At 33.9% G+C, this 22,818-nt stretch carries 16 protein-coding genes; 5 read left to right on the plus strand and 11 right to left on the minus strand.

Annotated elements, in window-relative coordinates; genetic code table 11:
* The 3 genes from VP395_RS12290 to VP395_RS12300 are packed head-to-tail and all read right to left on the minus strand — an operon-like array spanning position 1 to position 4,225.
* Positions 1-1,455 carry a peptidylprolyl isomerase gene (locus VP395_RS12290; RefSeq protein WP_346242312.1) on the minus strand — a complete coding sequence of 485 codons (1,455 nt, stop codon included), beginning with the start codon at positions 1,453-1,455 and terminating at the stop codon, positions 1-3.
* Positions 1,418-2,269 carry a peptidyl-prolyl cis-trans isomerase gene (locus VP395_RS12295; protein ID WP_346242313.1) on the minus strand — a complete coding sequence of 284 codons (852 nt, stop codon included), beginning with the start codon at positions 2,267-2,269 and terminating at the stop codon, positions 1,418-1,420. Before VP395_RS12295 ends, VP395_RS12290 begins: the two co-directional genes overlap by 38 nt.
* A complete protein-coding gene (locus tag VP395_RS12300; RefSeq protein WP_346242314.1) occupies positions 2,270-4,225 on the minus strand; it encodes a peptidylprolyl isomerase in 1,956 nt (651 codons plus the stop codon).
* 143 nt (positions 4,226-4,368) lie between these two features.
* Here VP395_RS12300 and VP395_RS12305 point away from each other — a divergent pair, with 143 nt between their 5' ends.
* Together VP395_RS12305 and VP395_RS12310 are read left to right on the plus strand one after the other, a co-directional pair.
* Positions 4,369-4,608 (plus strand): hypothetical protein, encoded by a 240-nt coding sequence (locus VP395_RS12305; protein WP_346242315.1) that lies wholly within the window; start codon positions 4,369-4,371, stop codon positions 4,606-4,608.
* A gap of 131 nt (positions 4,609-4,739) precedes the next feature.
* Positions 4,740-5,381 carry a VanZ family protein gene (locus tag VP395_RS12310; RefSeq protein ID WP_346242316.1) on the plus strand — a complete coding sequence of 214 codons (642 nt, stop codon included), beginning with the start codon at positions 4,740-4,742 and terminating at the stop codon, positions 5,379-5,381.
* 180 nt (positions 5,382-5,561) lie between these two features.
* On the opposite strand, the gene guaB is transcribed toward VP395_RS12310, so the two are convergent.
* The 7 genes from guaB to VP395_RS12345 form a co-directional block, all read right to left on the minus strand.
* Positions 5,562-7,034: an IMP dehydrogenase gene (gene guaB, locus VP395_RS12315; protein WP_346242317.1), complete on the minus strand. Its 1,473-nt coding sequence runs from the start codon at positions 7,032-7,034 to the stop codon at positions 5,562-5,564.
* Between the two features lie 170 nt (positions 7,035-7,204).
* Entirely contained in the window at positions 7,205-9,955 is a 2,751-nt protein-coding gene (locus VP395_RS12320) for an outer membrane beta-barrel protein (protein WP_346242318.1), read from the minus strand.
* 91 nt (positions 9,956-10,046) lie between these two features.
* Positions 10,047-12,470 (minus strand): TonB-dependent receptor domain-containing protein, encoded by a 2,424-nt coding sequence (locus VP395_RS12325; protein ID WP_346242319.1) that lies wholly within the window; start codon positions 12,468-12,470, stop codon positions 10,047-10,049.
* Positions 12,451-13,815, minus strand: coding sequence for an HTTM domain-containing protein (locus tag VP395_RS12330; RefSeq protein ID WP_346242320.1), 1,365 nt, complete (start codon positions 13,813-13,815; stop codon positions 12,451-12,453). The genes VP395_RS12325 and VP395_RS12330 overlap by 20 nt, the downstream gene beginning before the upstream one ends.
* Positions 13,816-13,878: 63 nt before the next feature.
* Entirely contained in the window at positions 13,879-14,997 is a 1,119-nt protein-coding gene (locus VP395_RS12335) for an imelysin family protein (RefSeq protein ID WP_346242321.1), read from the minus strand.
* A gap of 95 nt (positions 14,998-15,092) precedes the next feature.
* Positions 15,093-16,289, minus strand: a complete 1,197-nt coding sequence (locus VP395_RS12340) for a DUF4856 domain-containing protein (RefSeq protein WP_346242322.1) — start codon at positions 16,287-16,289, stop codon at positions 15,093-15,095.
* Positions 16,290-16,428: 139 nt separating this feature from the next.
* Complete coding sequence (locus tag VP395_RS12345; protein WP_346242323.1) at positions 16,429-17,292, minus strand: hydroxymethylglutaryl-CoA lyase; 864 nt, start codon at positions 17,290-17,292, stop codon at positions 16,429-16,431.
* A 132-nt stretch (positions 17,293-17,424) separates the two neighbouring features.
* Here VP395_RS12345 and VP395_RS12350 point away from each other — a divergent pair, with 132 nt between their 5' ends.
* Together VP395_RS12350 and VP395_RS12355 are read left to right on the plus strand one after the other, a co-directional pair.
* Complete coding sequence (locus VP395_RS12350) at positions 17,425-18,354, plus strand: T9SS type A sorting domain-containing protein (protein ID WP_346242324.1); 930 nt, start codon at positions 17,425-17,427, stop codon at positions 18,352-18,354.
* 79 nt (positions 18,355-18,433) lie between these two features.
* Positions 18,434-20,356 carry a T9SS type A sorting domain-containing protein gene (locus tag VP395_RS12355; protein WP_346242325.1) on the plus strand — a complete coding sequence of 641 codons (1,923 nt, stop codon included), beginning with the start codon at positions 18,434-18,436 and terminating at the stop codon, positions 20,354-20,356.
* Positions 20,357-20,360: 4 nt separating this feature from the next.
* On the opposite strand, the gene VP395_RS12360 is transcribed toward VP395_RS12355, so the two are convergent.
* Positions 20,361-21,395: a quinone-dependent dihydroorotate dehydrogenase gene (locus VP395_RS12360; protein ID WP_346242326.1), complete on the minus strand. Its 1,035-nt coding sequence runs from the start codon at positions 21,393-21,395 to the stop codon at positions 20,361-20,363.
* 164 nt (positions 21,396-21,559) lie between these two features.
* Here VP395_RS12360 and pepT point away from each other — a divergent pair, with 164 nt between their 5' ends.
* Positions 21,560-22,801, plus strand: a complete 1,242-nt coding sequence (gene pepT / locus VP395_RS12365; protein ID WP_346242327.1) for a peptidase T — start codon at positions 21,560-21,562, stop codon at positions 22,799-22,801.
* The last annotated feature ends 17 nt before the right edge of the window (positions 22,802-22,818 follow it).

Here is a 22,818-nt window from a genome sequence, read left to right on the forward strand (position 1 = left end):
TTATTTCTTTAACCAATTATTAGAAAATTCACAATTTCTATACGCTCCGCTAATTTTTATATAGGTATCTAAAATCTTTTCTTCCTGCCATTTTGCAATTGCGTTTATCTTTTTTTCATCTAAAGCTAATTGCTTTATTTTTAAGTAATCGCGGGCATAATCTGCTTCGTGTTGGTCTATTCTATCGGTAACCATTAAAATTTTAAATTTTGTTTTACCTGTTCGGTCTTCCTCTTTTAAAACCAAACTAACTTCATTGTCTTTTAAACTTTGTATTTGTGAATATAACTCTGGTTCCATCCTAGTCAATTCAAAATTATAATCTTGCGTAGTTGGATTTATTAATTGGCCTCCATCACCACGAGTTTCTTTTTCATCACTCGCTTCTCTTGCAGCATCTGCAAACGATATTTTACCATCAACAATACGCTCTCTAATTTTTTCTAAACGCTCTTTTGCTTCTTTAACAGCTTCAGTCGAAACTTTAGGTGATAATAAAATATGGGCTACATCGTATTCTTGCCCTCTAATTTTATCGCATTGAATGATATGATAACCAAAATCAGTTTCAAAAGGCTCCGATATTTCACCTTCTTGAAGTGAAAAAGCGACTTGCCTAAACTCTTTAACCATTCGTGGTTGTTTTCTGTTCAAGGTATATTTTCCACCTTTACTTGCCGACCCTGGGTCTTCAGAATACAAAACAGCCTTAGAACGGAAACTTGCTCCGTTTTCAATAATATCTGCTTTAAACTCCTTCAATCTGTTAATAACGCGTTGCTTTTCTTCTTCAGATATTTTAGGTTCTGCAATAATTTGAGCTACTTTTAACTCGGTACCAAATGTTGGGCGTTCTTCTTTAGGAATTTTTTCAAAAAATGCACGTACTTCTTCTGGCGTTATTTCAATTTCCTCAACAATTTTAGCTTGCATTTTTGATGCTAACTGGTTGGTTTTATTGATTTCGAACATTTCATCCCTAAACGTTTTTTCGTCGTCCTTTTTATAGAACTCCAAAAGCTCTTTCATAGACTTACCAGATTGCGCTAAAAATTGTTCAACTTGATAGTCTACATTCTTTCTTATTTCTGCATCCGATACAACAATGCTATCTTGTACTGCCTGATGTGCGTACAGTTTATCTTCTAACAACTTCCCGAATAATTCGCATGCTTTTATATCGGTAGTATTAACGCCTTGTGCTTGTAATTGTAAATAGGCTTTATCAACATCCGAATCTAAAATAATATAGTCGCCCACAACTGCTGCAACCCCGTCAACTTTTTTAGCATTTTGGGTATTAATTGAATCTACCTTTTTAGATGCTTGCTCGACCACTTCGTCGTTTATTAGTTCTTGCGCAAATACACTTTGTACTATTAGTAGGGTTATGAATAAAAAAAAGAGTTGTTTCAAATTATTTGTAAATTTCAAATTGTTTATTTTTAATAGCATCTTTAGTAATATCTTTTTCTAGTTCTCTAATAAGTTCAAGCTTTCTTTTATTAACAACAATTTGGTCAATCGTCGGTCTTACATACTCTAACGGAGCCGTATCATTTCGCAACAAAACGTCATTAATTTGCATCAAATATACTCCTAATGAGTCTTTGAGTTGTACAAAATTAGATTTTTTTAACAGTTGATTTTTATTTTCGGGAGTAATAGCAGGTATTTTACTAATTACTTGGTTAGCCTTAATCCAGATTGTGTCTTTTAACGAGTAGGATTTAAACTGTATGGCAATAGCGTTCAAGTCTTTTTTGTCTTTGGTGTTGAATCGTTTAAACTTCTCAACAATCGTACTATAGTTAATAATGTTTTCATCTAAATGAATGTACCTAAACTTAAGCAACTCTTCATTTAATCTAAACACATCTTTGTTTTCGTTGTAATAGGTTTCAGCTTCTTGCCTTGTAACAACCGTATCCATATCTCTTTTTACTAAAGCCTCAATGTAAGCTTTGGTATATAAATCATTTTTATACTGCTGTATTAACTTATTAAACTCATCCTGTTTCAACTCGCTTAAATTAACTTTAGCACCATCTATAAACAACTGCTGGGTAGCCCACCGATTAATAAAGTTTTGAACCACCAGCATACTATCTTCTTTAGAAGTGCCTTCAGAAACTAAATCTTTAATATCATCATCATACAAATAGGTGTCATTAACTCTTGCAACAGGAACTCTGTCGTCCGTTTTTTTAAAAAAATCGCACGAAGTAACTAATACTAAGAGAGAAAAGAGGATGATTTTATTTTGCACTTATTCGTTTTTTATTTGAGATTTCACGCTTTTTAAAGCCTCTTGGTTTATAACTACTTTATATTTTTCTGCCAACTCTCTTAGCCATTTTTCTTCTTTATATGTTTGATAATCGCTTATCACCAAACCTTTAGCTTCTTCTAATGTTTTTAGAGTTTCGGGCAACACGTCTTTTACTTGAACCAAAACAAAAGCGTTATTATGATTGTATATTTTAGAGATTCCTTCTTTAAAATAAAACCCTTCTGGTAATGCTTGATGGCTGGTAGCCATAATATCTACTGTAAAGATAACGTCTATTTTATCATTGCTATTAACAAGCGATTTAATTTGCTGTAATGCCATCCCCTTTTTTAAAAGTTTTGCTACTTTTTTTAGGGTTTTTTTGTCTTTTGAAGAAGCTACTACTGCATCTACCCGTTTTGGTGTTAGGTATTTGTTTTTGTGCGTGTTGTAGTAATTTTCAATTTCTAAAGAATCGGTTTTAGCTGTATTCCAAATAGTAGTTTCCATTAAATCAAACAATAATAACCCATCCCTATACTCGGTAACTACATTGGCATATTCTTTGTTTTCGGTCTCCAGATTATCTTCTTGGTATGCTACTAAATTGGTGTTTAAAAACTCTGTATAGTGTTTTGAAGCCAAGGACTTAAAGTCGGTTTTTGCAGCAGTATTACGCTGGGCCGAAACTAAATAATCGCCAAAATCTTTATAGGTTAATTGTTTACTTCCCATTTTAACAAGTGCTTTATCTGCTGTAAAATCTTTGGGAAGCTGCCAAGTACTTTTAAAATAATCATCATTTAAAATAGATGCGAAATACCCTAAAGCTGGTTGTTTTTCTGGAATATTGTATTTTGTCTTAAGTTTGGAGTATAAAGCTTCATCAATTAATTTAGACCGTTCATCACGTTTCACTTTTTCCTCTAGTTCTGGTTTCATGTCGTCAAAAGATGCAATTGGTTTTTTGCCATACAATTTTACAATATGCCACCCGTATTGCGTTTTAAAAGGCTCGGACATGTCTCCAACTTCATTTAAACCAAAAGCAGCATCTTCAAAAGCAATGGCGTTTATTTGTCCTCCAGTGAATGGTGCTAACATACCACCGTTTGATGCCGAATTTGTATCATCTGAAAATTGTTTAGCCAACGCCTCAAAATCCTCACCTTGTTTTAGCTTTTTATAAATATCTTGAATTCTATCTTCTGGCTTTTCAGCTAAAGAATCACCTGGTTTTTCTACAACCATAATGTGGGCAACAGTACGTTCGCCTCTGGATTTTCTTTTATCCTGTACATATACAATATGATACCCAAACTGAGTTCTAAACGGTTGTGAAATATCACCAATTTTAGTGTTGAACGCTGCATTTTCAAACGCGTAAACCATTCTAAAACCTGAAAAATAGCCTAAGTCCTCACCATAAACCGTTTGTCCGTTATGCACTTCTTGCCTTACCTTTTCAAACCCTTCTTTTAAAGCGCGATTACGTAATTTCACAATAGAATTATATGCCGCTAAGGTATCGTTTGGATTTGCGTTTTCTGGAGTTTTTATTAAAATATGAGACGCTTTGACATCGTTAGAAATACGTTCGTATGCTTCTTGCACCAAGGCATCTGTTACTTTAGCATCTGTAATAAAACTTTTTGCCAACTGCTTTTTATAAGTATCCAACTCACGTATGTATGTTGGTTTTTCTTGAATTTTTAAAACTCTTGCTTCTTTTAACTTTAGTTTGTAATTGGTAAAAAGAGACAGATACTCATCGACATCTTTTTGAGATTCGTCTTGAACTAAATCTAAATTTTTATTATAAACCCTTAAAAATTCTGAAACATAAACAGGTTCATCGTCAACACTAAACAACACTTCTTTATTAGCAGATTGACCGTTAACATTTGAAATAAATACTGAAAAAATTAAAATAAATAAATACTTAAAGTTCATTTGAATAAAATTTATATGATAGCACAAAAATAGCAATATAAAGCTATAATGCAAGTTGCTTTTACAAACGATTAAAAACATAAAATATTTCTATTTTAAATGATATATTTTTTACCTTTCAATTATTATTTTTATTTAATAGTATGCGAAAATTAAAGTTAATATGGGATTTTCATGGTCCAGATGCCAGTAAGATTGCACAACATCATGAAATTCATTTAAAAGAATACATTAAACTAGAAAAATTAGACATCCCCATTACAGGCTTTGAAAATGTAAGTGATGTGCATACTATTGCATATTTGGTTGTAGATGAAGCAAACATGAAACCCATTCGAGATGCTTTAAAACCACACAGAGGGCAAGTTTATACCAGCACATAGCTTTTTTTTATCAAAAAATAAATAAAAGTACCCATTAAGTTATTAATTGAAGATTCACTAACCTTTTTAATCTGACTTTGCCAGAAAAAAACAAATTCGTTTACTTGCTGACAAGCTAGATTGAGGATGACATGACTGACATTAATAAAAAACTATTGAATACAATGACTCTTTTTACATCTTCACGTGAAAAACGACTTTGGTTTTGGGCATTTATAGTGTTTAATACTATTTACGCTACTCTTTTTATGGGACGCCCTCTGGCATGTCAATTACGGGATCAAAACGTCCAAGCATTTTTTTTTGTGCTTGGTATTCTGCTGGTGGGCACAGCTATCATTATTCACGGGGTGCGGACAAAGCCAAGTAAGAGTGAAATATCAATACTGTTAGGAATAATTGCCGTTTATGTTATGTTCATATTCAGGTTGGGAGCATCGGAGCGTAGTCATGTGATAGAGTATAGCGTATTAGCAATATTTATACACAAAGCGCTTGTAGAAAGAGTACATCAAAAAAAACTCATTCTTGCTCCTGCTTTTCTTGCTTTAATTTTTACTTCTCTAATTGGAGTGCTAGATGAATGCATCCAGATAATCTTGCCTAATCGTGTGTTCGACCATCAAGATATACTATTCAATGTTATTGCAGTGACTATGGCCATAGGAGCAAGTGCGCTCTTGACTTGTGTGCGCAAACGAATTGACAGAAATAAAATTAAAAAAGAAACAAATAATAAGCACGAACGCACCACAAAGTATAATAAACATTGAACAAAAAAGGGGGTTTAGAAAATTTATGGCTATCAATAAACCTCCTGATCGGATTATAGAAAAGTTCTGCTAAAGCCCTACGTTTTTTAAAAAGAGCCGTTAACGAACCAAAAAAAAGGTTAGAATCCAAAAATTCTAACCTTTTTTTTATTTTATAATTATCTATCTCTATCAATAAACCTATCTAGAATAATTAGGAGATTCTTTAGTAATGGTTACATCGTGGGGGTGGCTTTCGTTAATACCACTCGCTGTAATTTTCACAAACTGTCCTGTTTCTTTTAAAGTGGCAATATCTTTAGCACCGCAATAGCCCATACCAGCACGCAAACCACCAATAAACTGATGGATGCTTTCATATAGATCTCCTTTGTAAGGTACACGCCCTACAATACCTTCTGGTACTAATTTTTTAATATCGTCTTCAACATCTTGGAAATAACGATCTTTACTACCTTCTTTCATCGCTTCAACAGAACCCATACCACGATACGATTTGAATTTTCGTCCTTCATAAATAATGGTTTCACCTGGGGATTCTTTTGTCCCTGCTAAAAGCGACCCTAACATGACGGTATCTGCACCAGCGGCAATAGCTTTAGGTATATCACCAGTATAGCGAATACCACCATCGGCAATTACAGGAACTCCTGTACCTTTTATAGCGGCTGCTACTTCTAAAACTGCAGAAAACTGAGGAAAACCTACACCTGCAACTACACGTGTAGTACATATAGAACCTGGACCAATACCAACTTTTACGGCATCGGCTCCTGCTTCTACTAAATATTTCGCGGCTGATCCTGTTGCAATGTTACCAACTATAACATCTAAATTTGGAAATTTTGCTTTTATTTCTTTTAAAACACCAACCACACCTTTAGTATGTCCGTGGGCTGTATCAATAACCACAGCATCTACACCTGCATTTACCAAGGCTTCAGCTCTATCAACCGCATCACCAGTAACACCAATAGCTGCAGCCACACGTAAACGCCCGTATTGGTCTTTATTAGCCATTGGTTTTTGGCTTAATTTGGTGATATCTCTAAAGGTTATTAAACCTGATAGTTTGTAGTTATCATCAACAATAAGAAGTTTTTCAATTTTATGTTGCTGAAGAATGATTTCGGCATCTTTTAAAGACGTTCCAACAGCAGCGGTTACCAGGTTTTCACTCGTCATAACCTCAACTATAGGACGCTTTTTATCGTGCTCGAAACGTAAATCTCGATTGGTTACAATACCTTTTAACGTGCCATTTTCATCTACAATAGGGATACCGCCTATACCGAATTCAGCCATCGCTTTTTTTGCATCATTAACTATTGCTGTAAGTGGTAACGTTACAGGGTCTATAATCATACCACTTTCGGCACGTTTCACCTTTCTAACTTTTAAAGCCTGTGCTTCAATGGTCATGTTTTTATGTAACACACCAATACCTCCTTCTTGTGCCATGGCTATAGCCATTTTGCTTTCTGTAACGGTATCCATAGCCGCCGAAATAATGGGCACATTAATAGTAATGTTTCGTGTAAATTTTGTTTGAATATTAACTTCGCGTGGAAGTACTTCTGAGTATGCGGGAACTAGTAGAACGTCGTCGTAGGTTAACCCTTCTCCTAGAATTTTATTTTCGTGTGCAGTCATGATGCAATTATGATTATAATTGCGTGCAAATATACATATTTTTTTCTGTTTGAATCGTGTAAAATTTAAGGAATAAAAAATAGTGATTAAAAACATTTTGTCTTTTAGAATATTTAAAAAACTAAAAGAACCAACTTATCTAATGTTGTTTAAAAAATTATCTAACAATCTTAACGTCTTCTAAAACCTCCACCTGGCCTGTTTTGGTTTCTATCGCCCATATTCATATTCTGACCCGCAAAACGCCCAAATTTGTAAACAAAGGTTAGCATAAAGTATTGTTCTAATATTCTATTCTCTACATCTTGAATAGACGTTTCAGAAATCGACCTATTGTACCCATTATTTTTTCCTAAAATATCGTAGCCAACAGCTGTTAAAGTTGCTTTATTATCCCATAGCTGTATCCCTAAACCTGCATTCCAAAAAACAGCGGCGCCATCAAAATCATCGCCCACCCTACTGTTATATCGGTATGAAACTTTATTAGTAAAAAACGCATCCTTTAGAAAAAAGACTGAAGATTCTAACCTTACATTCTGTACAAAATAATCATTCTCGCTAAATGTATTGGTGTCGTATTTTGTATTCGTCATCGCATAACTGTAAGACGTACTGATATCTATTTTCTTGTTGTATGAATAGCTTAAAGATAATGAAGGCCTGAGTGTATTGGTTTTTGTTGTGATTTTAATTGCGTTTTGTATAGATTTAATATTATTATAATCGCCATTTAGCCTTAAATTAATATTGAAATTTGTGTTTTTACTGAAATACGATTTTGAAATTCCAGTATTTCCTGAAATACTATAGTCGCCATTTATATTTTCGTAGGTTGTATAGCGTATTAAATCTGAATCTGTTATGGTTGAATTAATAATTTTGTCCTGTACAAATTCAGCCTTGGCATTTGCTGTAACATTAATATTGTTAAACGCAATATTGTTTTGATATCTTAAACCAACCTCATGACTTATAGCTGGTTCTAAAAAAGGGTTTCCGGTTCTTATATTGGTAATATTGCTAACATCAGCAATGGGCTGTAATTGGCTAATTGATGGTAAGTTAACATTTTGGTCATAATCAAAAGTGATGTTTTTATAACCTTTTTCATCACGGTATCGTATTCTACCAGAATAAGTTACATATACAAACTCGTTTTTAAAATTACGCGCTTCTATAATGTTATCTTCATAGTTTCTGAAAGTATTGGTATAAGAACCTTCTAGCTCAAAACGAAATTCTTTATAATCATAGCGCAGTCCTAATGATGGTCTTATGGTTGTGTTTATATACCTACTATCAATACTTATTTGATCGTTAAAATCATCATAATTCTCAGTATTTTCATTATAATCATAAATGAACTTTTTATCTTTTTGGCTATTTACAGTGGCATTATACCTGGGTATTATTCTAAAATTATTAAATAACTCTTTACTCCATCTGGCATTTAAATTTATTCTAGCTCCTGAATTATTGTTGTTAGATATTTGGTCTTGAACAACACTGGTGTTGCTATTTTCTAAATCATTTTTAGAATAGTTTGAACCTTCGGCATCTTGTTTATCGAATGTAGTACTAAGTCCAATATTAAAGTAGTCTCTCTTTTTTCCTACTCTTGAGGTTACGCTAAAATCGTTATTAAAATTGTAATTGGAACTACTGGAGTTACTTTCTGAAAAATAGGTACTTACCAAATCGCCATTGGCATATTCAGAAGTCCTGTCTACCATTGAATACGAATCGTTATTTGAGGTGTTAAAATTGGTAACATTTGATAACTGTACATTATTCCTAGAACTTTTGTTTTTGGGTTCAATAAGAAATTTTAAATCTGAACCCACATCATGCCTATCAGAATCATTAAAACCACTACTAGTTGCATTAGTGATGTAATTCAAATCAGGCAAGAAATTCTCGGTATAACTTTTTTGTGCTCTATCTATGCTTTGGTTGCTGTATCTATAATCAGCATTTACACGGGTTTCGTTCCATTTTCCCTTAGAAAAATTGGTTCCTAAAAAATCAGATTCTATATAGCCATTACTAGAATCAGCATCGGGTAATGAATTAAAACCTCTAGACATGTTTATATTGTTAGTTCCCATAATAACACCTAATTGCTTGCCATCAATAAGTTGAAACAAGTTGGCGTTGGCTTGATACTTCTCATCGGTGCCATATCCTAAATTCACATCACCAAAATAGGCTTTGTTTTGTCCTTTCTTTATTTTTAGGTTTATTTCTTTAGTACCAGAATCAGATTCTTCACCAGTAAACTTCTGCATATCGGTTTTATAATCGGTTACCTGCACTTTACTAACAGCATTACTAGGGATATTTTTTAAAGCAATTGAACCGTTTTTCTCACCAAAAAAACGCATGCCATCTACATTAATAGCCTCAACAGTAACACCATTTACAGTAATAATACCATCTAAATCGATCTCAACACCTGGTAATTTTTTTAATAAATCTTCTACTTTATCGTTAGGCATGGTTTTAAAGCTATCAGCATTATATTCTATGGTATCTTTTTTAATTAAAACAGGAGGCGCTTTACCAATAATAGATACCACGTTTAATTCTTCAACCTGATCGTTTAAAGTAATGGCTCCCATGTTTAGTTCCTTTCCGTTAGGCACAGTAATATCTTGTCTATATGGTCTGTAACCTAAATAAGCAATATTGAAAATGGCTTTAGAATCGTTTTCGGTATTAACTTGTAATGAAAACTCGCCGTTCTTGTTGGTTATTCCATAAGATATAGGGATACTATCTTTTATACTTTGAAGGTACACCGTAGCACCTTCTAAAGTATTAGCACTTTGATCTTTAACAACGCCTTCTAAAGTGAATTTTTGAGCAAATAATGATGCTGAAATACATAACGTTAGCAATAGCACTAGTTTTTTCAATGTTGATTATTTTAGTTAGGTTCGTGCATTAGACCTAACTTTTGTAAGAAAGTTTAATATGGAAATGTTAAATAAAACTTAAAGAAATTTATTAGATTTTTATCTGCAATGTTGTATACCAATTTCTTGGTGCTGATGGGATAATTCCTGGACCTGGATACCCTGTAGCACGTCTTGTAAAATAGGCGTTATTTAGTAAATTATTAATACCTGTTTCAAGCTTGAAACGTTTGTAGGTGTATGCCAATGATACATCTAAAACATCATAACTAGGGATTTCTCCAATAACACCACTTATATTACCCCCAACCGCATTGGAGGCATCGGTAAATTGTTGTGATAAATAAGTGTATTGCACACTTGCTAAGAGGTCTTTATAGCCGAATTTCAATCCTGTTTTAAGATTTAAATCTGGCACAAATTCTACCTTATTTCCTTTGACACCTAACGTTTCCGATTCGGTATATTCAGAATTAATGATAGATGTATTAATAAAATAGTTAAAACTGAAGTCGTTACTTAAATTAAATATTTTTTTTAAGTTGAAATCAAACAAGGATTCTACACCGTACATAACGGCATCCCCAACATTACCACGTTCATTTTTAATACTATTATCGCTTTGTACTTTTTGCACAAAACCAATACGTCCATTATAAAACAACCCGAAAACACCCAAATCATAGGATAGGATACTTTTGTAATTACCACGAATTCCCAAATCGGCAGTAAAACCTTTTTCATCTGTAATATTTGGGTTGATGGCAAATGCAGGATTGATGATATTAATATCGGAAAATGTTACCGAACGGTAATTTTGCGATATATTTCCATAGGCTTCAAAACTTACTGTTGGCTTATAACTCAAGCCTAAACCAAGCAATACAAACGAACGATCGAAATCTCGATTATCTTCAACTGTTTCTTCAAAAATCACATTGCCTGCCGCATCGGTATTAATATTCTTGTAAAAACCTTCGCTTTGCGTTCTAATATATTCAAAACGAAATCCTGGAGTTACCGAAAATTTATCTGTTACATAAAAGATATTCTCCCCAAAAATAGCTATGTTAAAGTTTGGTAAATCAAATTGCGATTGGTTGGAATAATTGGGATATTCTTCCGTATAAAAATTAAAATCAGGCCCCATACCATCACTTCCTGGTCCTTGTTGTTGGTAGTTATCTGCCTTATAAAACTTAGCGCCTATTAAGAACGTAGCGTCTTTTTCGGCTACTTTATACTTACTTAATAAACGGGTTTCAAATCCAAAATTTTTAAAATCACCTTTTATTAAATCGCGTTCAGCTCCCGGGTCTATTTGGTCTACGCGATTGGTTCTAAAACCCAAAGCAATACGAGATGCTTTCAAACCGAAAAAGTTTAACGTAAAGTTTGTTTTTTCTGAAAATTCATGAGCCAATTTAATATTATACAGCAACCAATCTACCTGAAACCAGTTTCGAGCCCTATTACTTTGGTATGGATCTTCTTCAAACATAATATCGGTTAAACCTCCAGCTTGTTGCGCTAAATAACGCATGTAGGTAACATCGCCAGTTAGTTTGGTTTTATCATTAAACGCATAACCTAAATGAACAAAAAGGTTTTTAGATTCAAATTCTGAATTTGGTCTAAACCCATCGCCTTTTTTGTAGTTGAAATAGGTATAGTAGCTAAACTTATCTTTGGTTCCACTTAAACTAGTGAAATTGGTGTACAACCCGTTGCTACCTAAAGTGTTTCTGGTAATTAACTCTATAGCTTTGTTAGGGTTTGATTCTTTCATTTTAAAGTTGATTAACCCTCCAAACTGTGTACCATATTGCAACGAAGCAGCGCCACGTATCACCTGAATTTCCTTTAACCCTTCGGATGCCGGCGTATAATAACTTTCCGGATACCCCAACACATCGGCACTAATATCGTACCCATTTTGTCGGGTATTAAAATTAGCGGTTCGATTGGGGTCTAAACCACGACCTCCAATATTAAGCTGTAAACCTGCATCATCGTTTTGGTAAATATTTAAACCTGCTACCTGACTGTAAAGTTGGCGCGCATTGTTTGATGCCAAATTTGCCATAGATTGTTCCACCAAAATCACTTCGGTTTTTTTCCCTGCATAAATTGCAGTGCCTTCCACATCTCTTAAACGTGATAGTTCGAATACTTTTGCTTTTCGAGTTGAAATTTCTACTTCTGATAATTTAACAGCCAACGGATTTATAACCATATCAATTTCCGTATTTTCAGAGATTGTTACGGTGGTTTCTGTCACATCAAATTCATAAGAAAAAAATACTAAAGTGATGTTTTTCTTCTCGGTTTCAAACTCATAAAACCCCAAAGCATTTGTGGTGGCTCTTAACCCAGAAACTTTATCGTACACTTCTACTTGGTTAACTGGTTGGTTGGTACTCGCATTGGTAACCTTACCAGAAATTTTGTATTGTGCATGCGATGTGATACTTAAAAGCAGTATCAAAACTATTTTAAAATCCTTTAATTTCATCTTTAAATGGTAAAATCCATGTTTTATGTTTGAATGACTCTTTTTCTTTATATAAATCGACCGTTTTATCAATAAATGGCTGACTTAATCGCCCGTTTAATGCCACGTAACTTTCGGCAAAAACCTGTACGTTTTTATGGCCTTGTGACGAAAAATGATCGCCTAAATAATGTGCGTATTCTAAAATAAAATCCGGTTGAAAGCTCATTTGTTTTTCTTGAAACGCCGTTAAAAAATCGGAGTTATTAACCATGAAGGAGCTTCCTGTTTTTTCATCTTTAATAGTGAATGTGGTATAACCCATTTTTTCCATTAACATGACGCGCCATGAAAAACGATAGCCTTCTTCTGTCCAAAACAACTCTCCCGGATATAATGAATAGCGAAATGGCAAAAGTAATTGAATGCTGAAAAACACTGCTAAAACAGGTATTATTATATATTGTTTTTTGAAATTGAAAGCTTCTTTATATTCGACAGTATGCGTTTTTGCGAAAGGTTTTATAATGCGTTTTATTATTTCTATGATTTTATGATGGAATTTTGCATCAAAGAAAATAAGCGTAGAAACAATCATGATATACGGAAACATGCCTATGGGGAACAACACACTTGTAAACACATGAAAAAACACCACCATAACAAAAGCAAACCAACGTGTTTTTCTGTACAATAATAAAAACGGAATGCTTAAATCGTACAACATACCACTCCAACTCATGGTATAGTGAAACCACGATTGCTGCATGATACCTTCACCTAAAAAAGGCAAATCGTATTTTGAGGGCAACCAAATTTTTAATGGCATGGCTTTTAATAACCAATCGGAATTAATTTTAGCTAAACCTGCGTAAAAATAAACAATGCCCAAAAGCAACTTGATGCTATCTATGGTCCATTTAGGTATGGTTTTAAAACTTGTTTTTTTAAGAATATTGTCTACTGAAAAATAAGCGTTCGCAGGTAAAAAAATCATTAAAAAACTTAACAGACTAATGCAGTAATAATGATTTAAGTAGGTGGTTTTATCCATGAGTTCGATGTACGTAAAACTCAAGAAAAAGACGGTGATAGCGAGTCTGTATTTTAATCCTAACGCTACTAGAAACGCCGAAATACCACAAATTGTAAAAATAAGATAGGTGTATGCACCTAATGGCTTCACCCATTCGAAACCGTAATACGAAAAATGGAATTTAGGTTTAATGTATAAGGTTTCAATCCAACCATATGCCCAAAACCGAATGAGGCTAAACAGCATCATAACACCAAACAAGATACGGAATACCGCCAAAGGTGCTGCATCGGTTTTTTGAGCTAGATATGTTTTTAAATTGAAATCCATATAAAAACGAAAAGATTCCCTAACACATTAGAGAATCTTTAATTGCTTTATTTTTTATTATTACTAATCGCCATCAGCATCTACATAATCTACACTAATGTTCATAGCTTGTACCATATCAACTTTAAATAACACGACTGCTTTTTGTAATTCATCAAAAGCAATAGTCATTTTAGAATTATCGGTATTTATTTGATTGGTAAAATTAGCATCCAAAACCTCTAACTTCGTACGTGCTAAATTTAATTGATTATTAATTAAAGTGCTTAAATCTTCGCCTCCTTTGGCAATATTCAAATAATCTAAATAAGCATTAAAACTATTGGTAGTTGAAGTTGAATTATAAGCTTTTCCGTTAAAGAAATTTTGAACTGCATTTATCGCTTCTAAAGCCAAAACCTTAGATAACCCTTGATTGTAAAAAGCCTCCACTTTATCAGGTAGCGGACTTGTAGAAAAATTACCAGCAGGAATTCCTATTTTATTGGCTCGTAAGCCTTTTTCGTAATAGTAAATAAAATCGTTTGTTAATTTGTTTGTAGAACTGGTTGCTGTATTTGAAGTGCTATTTACAAACGTGTCTCTATAACCTGAAGTCCAATCGTTTAAAACGGTTTGAGTTTGTGATTTCATTTGATTTACCAAATCAGACACATATTTTTTATAACCAGCAGCATTGTCATTAGCGGTATAAACATTTAAGATGGCTGCATCACCCGAAGCAACACCGTACAACAAATAATCTAAAGCAGGAAAACCTACCGCATCGTTATTATTGGCGTGTGTCAAATCGTAAGTACCACTTGCTATATTGGCTTCAACATCGGCCACCGTCGTTGGGTACACATTCATTTGATACCCATAATTGATAGCTTCAGCTTTACCAATGTTAAACAGTTCGGCATATTGCCATACTTTATAAGCATTTAACCATGCGGTACGTAACGCATCTAAATTGGTTTGGTTTGGTGTTACCACAAAATCATCTTTAGCGGTTACCAAACTTTCCAATTTAGTATTCAAATCTTGATAAACGGGAATGATGATGTTATCTGCCCAATTGATAAGCATGGTTTGTCTATCAAAATTATCGGCTGCTTTTTTATCACCATCAGCTTCTGAACTACTACACGCAGCAATTACCAAAGCTAAAACGACTATCGAAACAATTTTTTTAATCATATTCCTATTACTTTAAATAGTTTGCAAATATAAATAAGCAGATGAACTATTTAATACATCCATCTGCTTTAGTTTAATAAAACTAAAATATAGCTTTATTCAACTGTAGCAGCTTGTGCGGTTGTAAAACCAAACTTAGCAGCTATAGCATTAGATATGTTATCTATAGTGGTTTCTGTGATATCCCAAAAACCGTTTCCAGCCATAAGTTGTGCTAAATAACCATCAACTTCTGCTTTAGTTACATAAGGCTCTATTGAATTTGGTTTTCTTGTGAATTGTAAGCTATAAATAAATCCGTAAGCTTCTGATAACGCATGAAATGCACTAGCTTTATTAGTTTCTAAATTTGCTTTTGAAACTTGTAAATAAAATACACCTCTTACCGCTGGTATTTTTGATATGTTTTCTCTAATAATTTCTGCTTGTTGGTCGCGAATTGTATAATTTTTTGCAACAATGGCAGCTCTTCCTAATTTGAAAGCATTGAAAATATCATCCGCTAAGGCTGAAAAGTCTGAATCGGCAGAAACTCTATCAATATATTCACTTAAAAATTGATCTGCATCCAATACTGGCTCAGCAGGATTAGCTTCACTACCGTATAAATATCCGTAAGCTTCATCCCATTTATGTTCCATAGACGTATAGTTTTTACCAGTTTCCAAAACACCATTATTATTATCTGCAATGTTTGAACCTGCATCTAAAACTGCTGGACTTAGGTAGTTGTTCAATATTTGGTCCATCATTAAAGCACCAATCAATCCTTTAGCTAAGGCTTGGTTATACTCCAATCCTTTTCCATTTATGTAGCGTATGGTTCCCCCACCGGCTTGTTGTAATTGACCTGCATTTCCTGCAGTTGCAACGGTATTCCAATTAGGAAAAACATTTGTTACTTGTGATGTAATCCACCCTTCAAAATCAGCTTTTATGGCGTTTGAAACTGTCGTGTTAGCTGAAAAATAATCGGTTGAAGCAGCTACTTTACTACGAACATTTTTATCTGAAGCATTTAAAGTAGTATTAGCAAAATCATTATCATTTTGCGCATGTGCAAACATTGCTTGTAATGCTACATCTGTTTTTGTGTTATCTTTTAAAGCATTTACCAACTCATCTGCCATTTGTATTCTCGTAGTTTGTCCTTCAAAATTAACTGTTGAAGTATTGCTGCGTGTAAATACGTAAGTTGATGGCGTTTCTATTGGGTTTGAATTATCGTCATCATTTGAACATGATGTGATTAAAGCAGTAGCGACGGCAATTAGTGATAAGATTTTCTTCATTTTATTTAGACTTGATATAAATAATAAATTAATTCTCGTGCAAAAATAAAATACAAAATGAGAATCACAAAGTTTATTTAGATTAAATTTAAATAAAAATTACAAATGTTTAATTATTAGATTTTTAGAACCCGTAAATTTAGTGGTACATACTAAAAATCTTAGTAGCTTCGTTGTGAGCGCTTTCAAAACTAAGCGCATTTAAGCTATTATTTTTTTGAGAAGTGAAGTATGATAATAGTTTTTCGGTAGGCATATTACCCGTAAGTTCGTCCTTTGCCATAGGGCAACCGCCATAACCTTGTATGGCTCCATCAAATCGTTTACAGCCTGCTTTATAAGCGGCATCTATTTTTTCAAACCACGTAGAAGGTGTGGTATGTAAATGGGCTCCAAATTCGATATTCGTGTATTGAGATATTAGATTGGAAAATAAATAATGTATGCTTTCGGGATTAGAACTACCTACGGTATCACTCAAAGACAATATTTTAATCCCCATATTGCTCAATCGCTCAGTCCACTCGCCTACAATATCAACATTCCAAGGGTCACCATACGGATTTCCAAACCCCATAGAAATATAAACCACCACTTCTTTATTGGTTTTATTTGCAATTTCTAGAATTTCAGAAAGCGTTACTATAGATTGTGCAATAGTTTTATGTGTATTTCGCATTTGAAAATTTTCGGATATTGAAAACGGATAGCCTAAATATGCTATTTCGGCGTGTTTACTGGCATCATCAGCGCCACGGGTATTTGCAATAATTGCTAATAACTTACTACTTGTTTTACTTAAATCTAATTGGGCTAATACCTCTGCAGTATCTACCATTTGTGGGATGGCTTTTGGAGACACAAAGCTACCAAAATCAATAGTATCAAAACCAACACGCAATAAAGATTGGATATATTGCACTTTCTTCTCTGTGGGAATAAACTGCCTGATGCCTTGCATAGCGTCTCGTGGGCACTCTATAATCTTTATTTGGCTTGACATTATTTTAATTAAAATACGATGCTAAAAATACTATTATTTTTATAAAAGCTTATTCAAAAAAACAAGTAAAACATTTCAATTTGTAAGCATCTACAAAAGTAGTCGACTTAAATTAAAAAAACAGATTGCGCTATGAAAAACTTTACTTCAATTTTATTTTTCGGACTTATACTTTCAATAAGTGGTTTTTGTCAAAGTACAGCTGATTATAATATATCTCTCACGACTATTTGGAATGAAACCAACCATACTTCGGTTCCCGGAGGTGCACATTGGTCAGCCCTTGTTGGAGCTACTCATAACACCGCTAACGATTTTTTTGAATTAGGTGTAGTTTCACCAATAACTAACGGCATTAAAGATGTAGCCGAATTAGGCAACAACACCAATTTTATGAATGAAGTTAACACCGCCATTTCTGCTAATAAAGCTAACCAATGGATAAATGCTGGTGGTTTAGGTAGTGCTATTGGAACATTTACAATTAATAACCTGCAAGTAACAGAAAACTTTCCTTTAGTAACTTTAGTGTCTATGGTTGCACCAAGTCCAGATTGGTTTATTGCTGTAAACAGCATCAATTTAAGGTCTGGTAATGATGCTTTTAACAACGGCTGGAAAGATACATTCACTCTAGACGTTTTTGCTTATGATGCGGGAACTGATGATGGTGACGATTATACCTCTGCAAACACCATAAGCAACCCACGGGTAGGTGTTTTTAAAATCACAACAGCTCCCATAAATGGTAATAAAATGGGCACTATTACTTTTACTTATAATTCTTCAGTATTAAGTACACCTAGCGCTAACCCTATTGAAAACATAAAAATATTTCCAAATCCAACCACAGGACGTATTACGGTTTCAAACATTCAAAATATTAACTTAAAATCGATTCAACTCTATAATGTCTTAGGTCATTTGGTTAAAGACATTCCGATAGGCAATATCCTCACTAAAACAGACATAAATTTAACTAACTTAAACAAAGGTATGTATATGATAAAATTGAATAGTTTTGATGGAAAAAGTAGAACCAACAAACTTATTGCCGAATAGTCGATAAATCTTACAGTTCAACGTTTTTATTATTGACAACCTCTATTAAGGAATATATTTGAAAAAATGTTTTCCCCAAATGCATATTTTAAAACCTACATTACCTTCTTTTTTATTCTTGATATTTTTATCATTTGGCGTAAATACCTTCGCTCAAAATGAAGCAAATTCATGTGGAAACCTTAGCACAAAAGAATCTTTAGATTATTATAACAGTTTAAAACCGCAACTTAAAAACTTCGAGCAGGTTTTTATGCAAAAAAAGCTGTCTAAAAACGCTTCAAAAACAAATCAAATTAACGCCATTCCTGTTAAAGCGCACGTTATTAGAAATTCTAACGGTACTGGAGGAATGTGTGAAGCAGACCTTAATACAGCTATTGCCAATTTAAACAGTATTTATGCCGACGCCTTTATGGAGTTCTTTTTATGTGAGGGCATCAATTATATAAATGAAGATAGCTTATGCCATTTGAAAAAAGGCGATGAAAGGAACTTAATAGAAACCAACAACGTTCCCGGATTAATCAATATTTATTTTACTGATTATATTGACAATGATTCAGATGAAAGTATTTGCGGTTACACCGACAACCAAGGTAGAAACGATGTTATTGTAATCAAAAACAGTTGTGTTGCCAACGATTCTACATTAGCCCACGAAATGGGACACTTCTTTTCGTTAGTACACACCCACGGTGCAGATGACAACAAAACCACTGAATTAGTAGATGGAAGCAATTGTGACACCGATGGTGATGGTATTTGCGACACACCTGCTGACCCAAAATTAACGACCAAAAACATAAATAATTTTTGCCAATATTTTGGGACAGAAACCGATGTTCATGGCAATAGTTATACGCCTGATGCCTCCAACATCATGTCATATTCTATGAAAGGTTGCCGTTCGCATTTTTCACAACAGCAACTAGCGCGTATGTATGCCTTTTACCTTACTGCTAAAAACTATTTAGCGTGTTCAACTTTCAATGCCAATTTTACTGCAGATGTGAGTCAAACTTGTAATGATAGTTTAACAGTGAATTTTGAAAGCAATTGTGAAAACGTTACTAAATGGGCTTGGGATATAGATAATGATGGTATTGTTGATTATACCATACAAAACCCAATACATACTTTTACAACTGGTGTTTACGATGTAACCTTAACCGTTACAAACAAATCGAAATCCATAAAAAAAACGTATTCAAAATTTATAAAGGTTGGCAATGTAACACCTCTTTTTAATGAAGATTTTGAATCATACCAATTACAAAGTGATGTGAATTGGACAGTAAACGACATTACAAAACATGGGTATAATTGGTTGTTAAACAAAGGAGAAACTGCTTCTGGAAATACGGGACCCATTTTATCTAAAACAACAAATGGTAAAGCAAATACCTATATGTATGCGGAAGCTTCTGGGGCTAAACCTGGTGATGTCGCCGAATTAATTTCAACATGTATAAATGTTAGTAACCCAAATTCTGAATTGGAATTTTCATACCACATGTTTGGAAAAAATATTGGTGAATTGCACGTAGATATTAAAACTGAAGACGGTTATATAAACGATGTGATTCCTGCGCTTATTGGCAGCCAACAAAAACGTCAAGAGGATGCTTTTTTAATTCGAGATATCGATTTATCGGTATACACCAACCAAACTATTCACGTGCGTTTTAGAGCTGTAAGGGGTGTTAGTTGGGATGGTGATATTGCTATTGACAATATCTTTATTAAAACTATTGATGTACCAATTTCTGACCCTACGGTTAAAGTGTACCCAAACCCTATTTCTGGCGACATTCTTTTTGTGGACACACCTAATCCAAAAGACAATGTTAGTTATTATGTTTCAAACTTAACAGGAAATATTGTGATGTCTGGTAATTTGGTAAATAACCAAATACAAGTAGGCAAACTGAATTCGGGCATGTATTTGCTAACCATTAGAAATAATGGTGCGACGATTACAAAAAAGATTGTAAAATAATTTCTTATTTTTTAGCTAGAATCGCTTTGTTAATAGCTTTTATCAAACTGGGACCTTCATAAATAAATCCCGTGTAAACTTGCACCAAATCGGCACCAGCTGCTATCTTTTCCAAAGCATCTTCGGCGGAATGAATACCCCCAACTCCTATTATTGGGAATGTCTTGTTACTTTTATCGGCTAGATATTTAATAACATTTGTGCTTTTATCCTTAATAGGTTGTCCACTTAATCCTCCGTTTCCAATTGCTTTCAATAGTTCGCTAGGCGCTTTTAACCCCGTTCTATCGGTTGATGTGTTGCTGGCAATAACGCCATTTAATTTAGTTGTGGCAACCAGTTCTACAATTTCATCTAATTGGTTGTTATTTAAATCTGGAGCAATTTTTAAAAGAATGGGCTTTTGCTTTTCAAATGTCTTGTTTACTTTTTGCACAGCACCAATTAGCTCTTCTAAATATTCTTTGTCATTTAGTTTGGCATGACTTCCCACATTTGGACAACTTACGTTTAATACAAAATAATCTACATACGGGTGCAGTGCATTAAAACACTCTAGGTAATCTTTAGTATAATCTTCTGGCTTGGTGTTGGTATTTTTACCAATATTTCCACCTATAATCAGTTTACCTTTGTTTTTCTTAAGCGCTTCAATAGCAGCCGTAAGGCCCTCATTATTAAACCCCATACGGTTAATAATGCCTTGATCGTCTTTCAAACGGAACAAACGCTTTTTTGGGTTTCCTACTTGCGCTTTGGGTGTTACAGTGCCTATTTCTATAAAACCAAATCCGAAATTTGCCAATTCATTATACAGCACCGCATTCTTATCAAATCCTGCCGCTAAACCAACTGGGTTTTTAAAAGTAATTCCGAATAGGTTTCGTTCCAACCGTTTATCATTTACAACATATAAACTTCTAAAAAGGGCAGTAAAACCTGGTATTTTAGAAGCTGTTTTTATTAATGAAAATGTAAAATAGTGAATCTTTTCGGGGTCGAACGAGAAAAATAACGGGCGAAGTAATAGTTTGTACATCTGTATTATTTATGCAAAAGTACTCTTAAATATTCTAAATAAAAAATCATCCTTTTCAAAAGCCAAAAAAATTAATAATCGTACTTTTAAACCTTATAAGTTTTTTGTTTATCACAATCAATCTCTTAAATTTTTTACCATAAAACTGTAAAATTCATTTCAAAATGATTTCAAAAGAACACATTATCAAACGTTTTATAAGTTATGTTACTATCGACACCGAATCAGACCCTACATCAAATACTACTCCAAGTACTGATAAACAATGGGATTTAGCAAATAAGTTAGCCGAAGAACTAGAAGCTATTGGCTTGCAAGATGTTAGCATTGACAAAAACGCCTATATTATGGCGACGTTGCCAAGTAATGTAAGCCACAAGACACCAACTATTGGATTTATTTCGCATTTTGACACATCGCCAGATTTTACCGGTGCCAATATAAAACCTCAAATTATTGAGCATTACAATGGAAAGGATATTGTTTTAAATGAAACTGAAAACATAGTATTATCTCCTGATTATTTTGATGATTTACATCAATACAAAGGGCAAACCCTTATTACTACCGATGGCACTACCCTATTGGGTGCCGATGATAAAGCAGGCATTACCGAAATTGTTTCAGCTATGGAATATTTAATTAACCACCCCGAAATTAAGCACGGCACTATACGTATAGGTTTTACACCCGATGAAGAAATTGGCAGAGGTGCTCATAAATTTGATGTTGAGAAATTTGGGGCCGATTGGGCTTACACCATGGACGGTAGCCAAATAGGCGAACTGGAATACGAAAATTTTAATGCCGCTAGTGCTGTTGTAAAAGTAAAGGGTAAAATTGTACACCCAGGATATGCCAAAGGTAAAATGATAAACTCTATGTACATAGCCCAAGAGTTTATAAACTCGTTACCACGCTTGGAAACACCCGAACATACCGATGCGTACCAAGGCTTTTTCCATTTATCTTCCATAAAAGGCGAAGTAGAAGAAACTGTTTTGGAATACATTATTCGTGACCACGATTTCGGGCATTTTGAAGCTCGTAAAGCAGTTATGGAAAAATTAACCGAAGAATTAAACGAGCAATACGGCTGGGAAGTAATAAGTGTTGAAATAAAAGACCAATATTTTAATATGCGCGAAAAGATTGAACCCGTAATGTACATTGTAGATATTGCCGAAGAAGCCATGAAACAACTTCATATTGAACCGCTTATAAAACCCATTCGCGGTGGTACCGATGGTTCGCAATTAAGCTATAAAGGTTTGCCCTGCCCTAATATATTTGCTGGCGGACATAATTTTCATGGGCGCTACGAGTATGTCCCTGTTGAAAGCATGATAAAAGCCACCGAGGTTATTTGTAAAATTGCTGAATTAACGGCTTTAAAAAAAGACTAATTTATTAGTTTAAAAAA

Source organism: Mariniflexile soesokkakense (assembly GCF_039650365.1).
In the GTDB taxonomy this organism is placed as follows: Bacteria; Bacteroidota; Bacteroidia; order Flavobacteriales; family Flavobacteriaceae; genus Mariniflexile; species Mariniflexile soesokkakense.

Coding starts and splice junctions, on each gene's coding strand:
- guaB (WP_346242317.1), bottom strand. CDS start 7,034: ATGACTGCACACGAAAATAAAATTCTAGGAGAAGGGTTAACCTACGAC.
- VP395_RS12290 (WP_346242312.1), bottom strand. CDS start 1,455: ATGCTATTAAAAATAAACAATTTGAAATTTACAAATAATTTGAAACAA.
- VP395_RS12305 (WP_346242315.1), top strand. CDS start 4,369: ATGCGAAAATTAAAGTTAATATGGGATTTTCATGGTCCAGATGCCAGT.
- VP395_RS12355 (WP_346242325.1), top strand. CDS start 18,434: ATGCATATTTTAAAACCTACATTACCTTCTTTTTTATTCTTGATATTT.
- VP395_RS12335 (WP_346242321.1), bottom strand. CDS start 14,997: ATGATTAAAAAAATTGTTTCGATAGTCGTTTTAGCTTTGGTAATTGCT.
- VP395_RS12360 (WP_346242326.1), bottom strand. CDS start 21,395: ATGTACAAACTATTACTTCGCCCGTTATTTTTCTCGTTCGACCCCGAA.
- VP395_RS12340 (WP_346242322.1), bottom strand. CDS start 16,289: ATGAAGAAAATCTTATCACTAATTGCCGTCGCTACTGCTTTAATCACA.
- pepT (WP_346242327.1), top strand. CDS start 21,560: ATGATTTCAAAAGAACACATTATCAAACGTTTTATAAGTTATGTTACT.
- VP395_RS12330 (WP_346242320.1), bottom strand. CDS start 13,815: ATGGATTTCAATTTAAAAACATATCTAGCTCAAAAAACCGATGCAGCA.
- VP395_RS12345 (WP_346242323.1), bottom strand. CDS start 17,292: ATGTCAAGCCAAATAAAGATTATAGAGTGCCCACGAGACGCTATGCAA.
- VP395_RS12350 (WP_346242324.1), top strand. CDS start 17,425: ATGAAAAACTTTACTTCAATTTTATTTTTCGGACTTATACTTTCAATA.
- VP395_RS12310 (WP_346242316.1), top strand. CDS start 4,740: ATGACTGACATTAATAAAAAACTATTGAATACAATGACTCTTTTTACA.
- VP395_RS12325 (WP_346242319.1), bottom strand. CDS start 12,470: ATGAAATTAAAGGATTTTAAAATAGTTTTGATACTGCTTTTAAGTATC.
- VP395_RS12300 (WP_346242314.1), bottom strand. CDS start 4,225: ATGAACTTTAAGTATTTATTTATTTTAATTTTTTCAGTATTTATTTCA.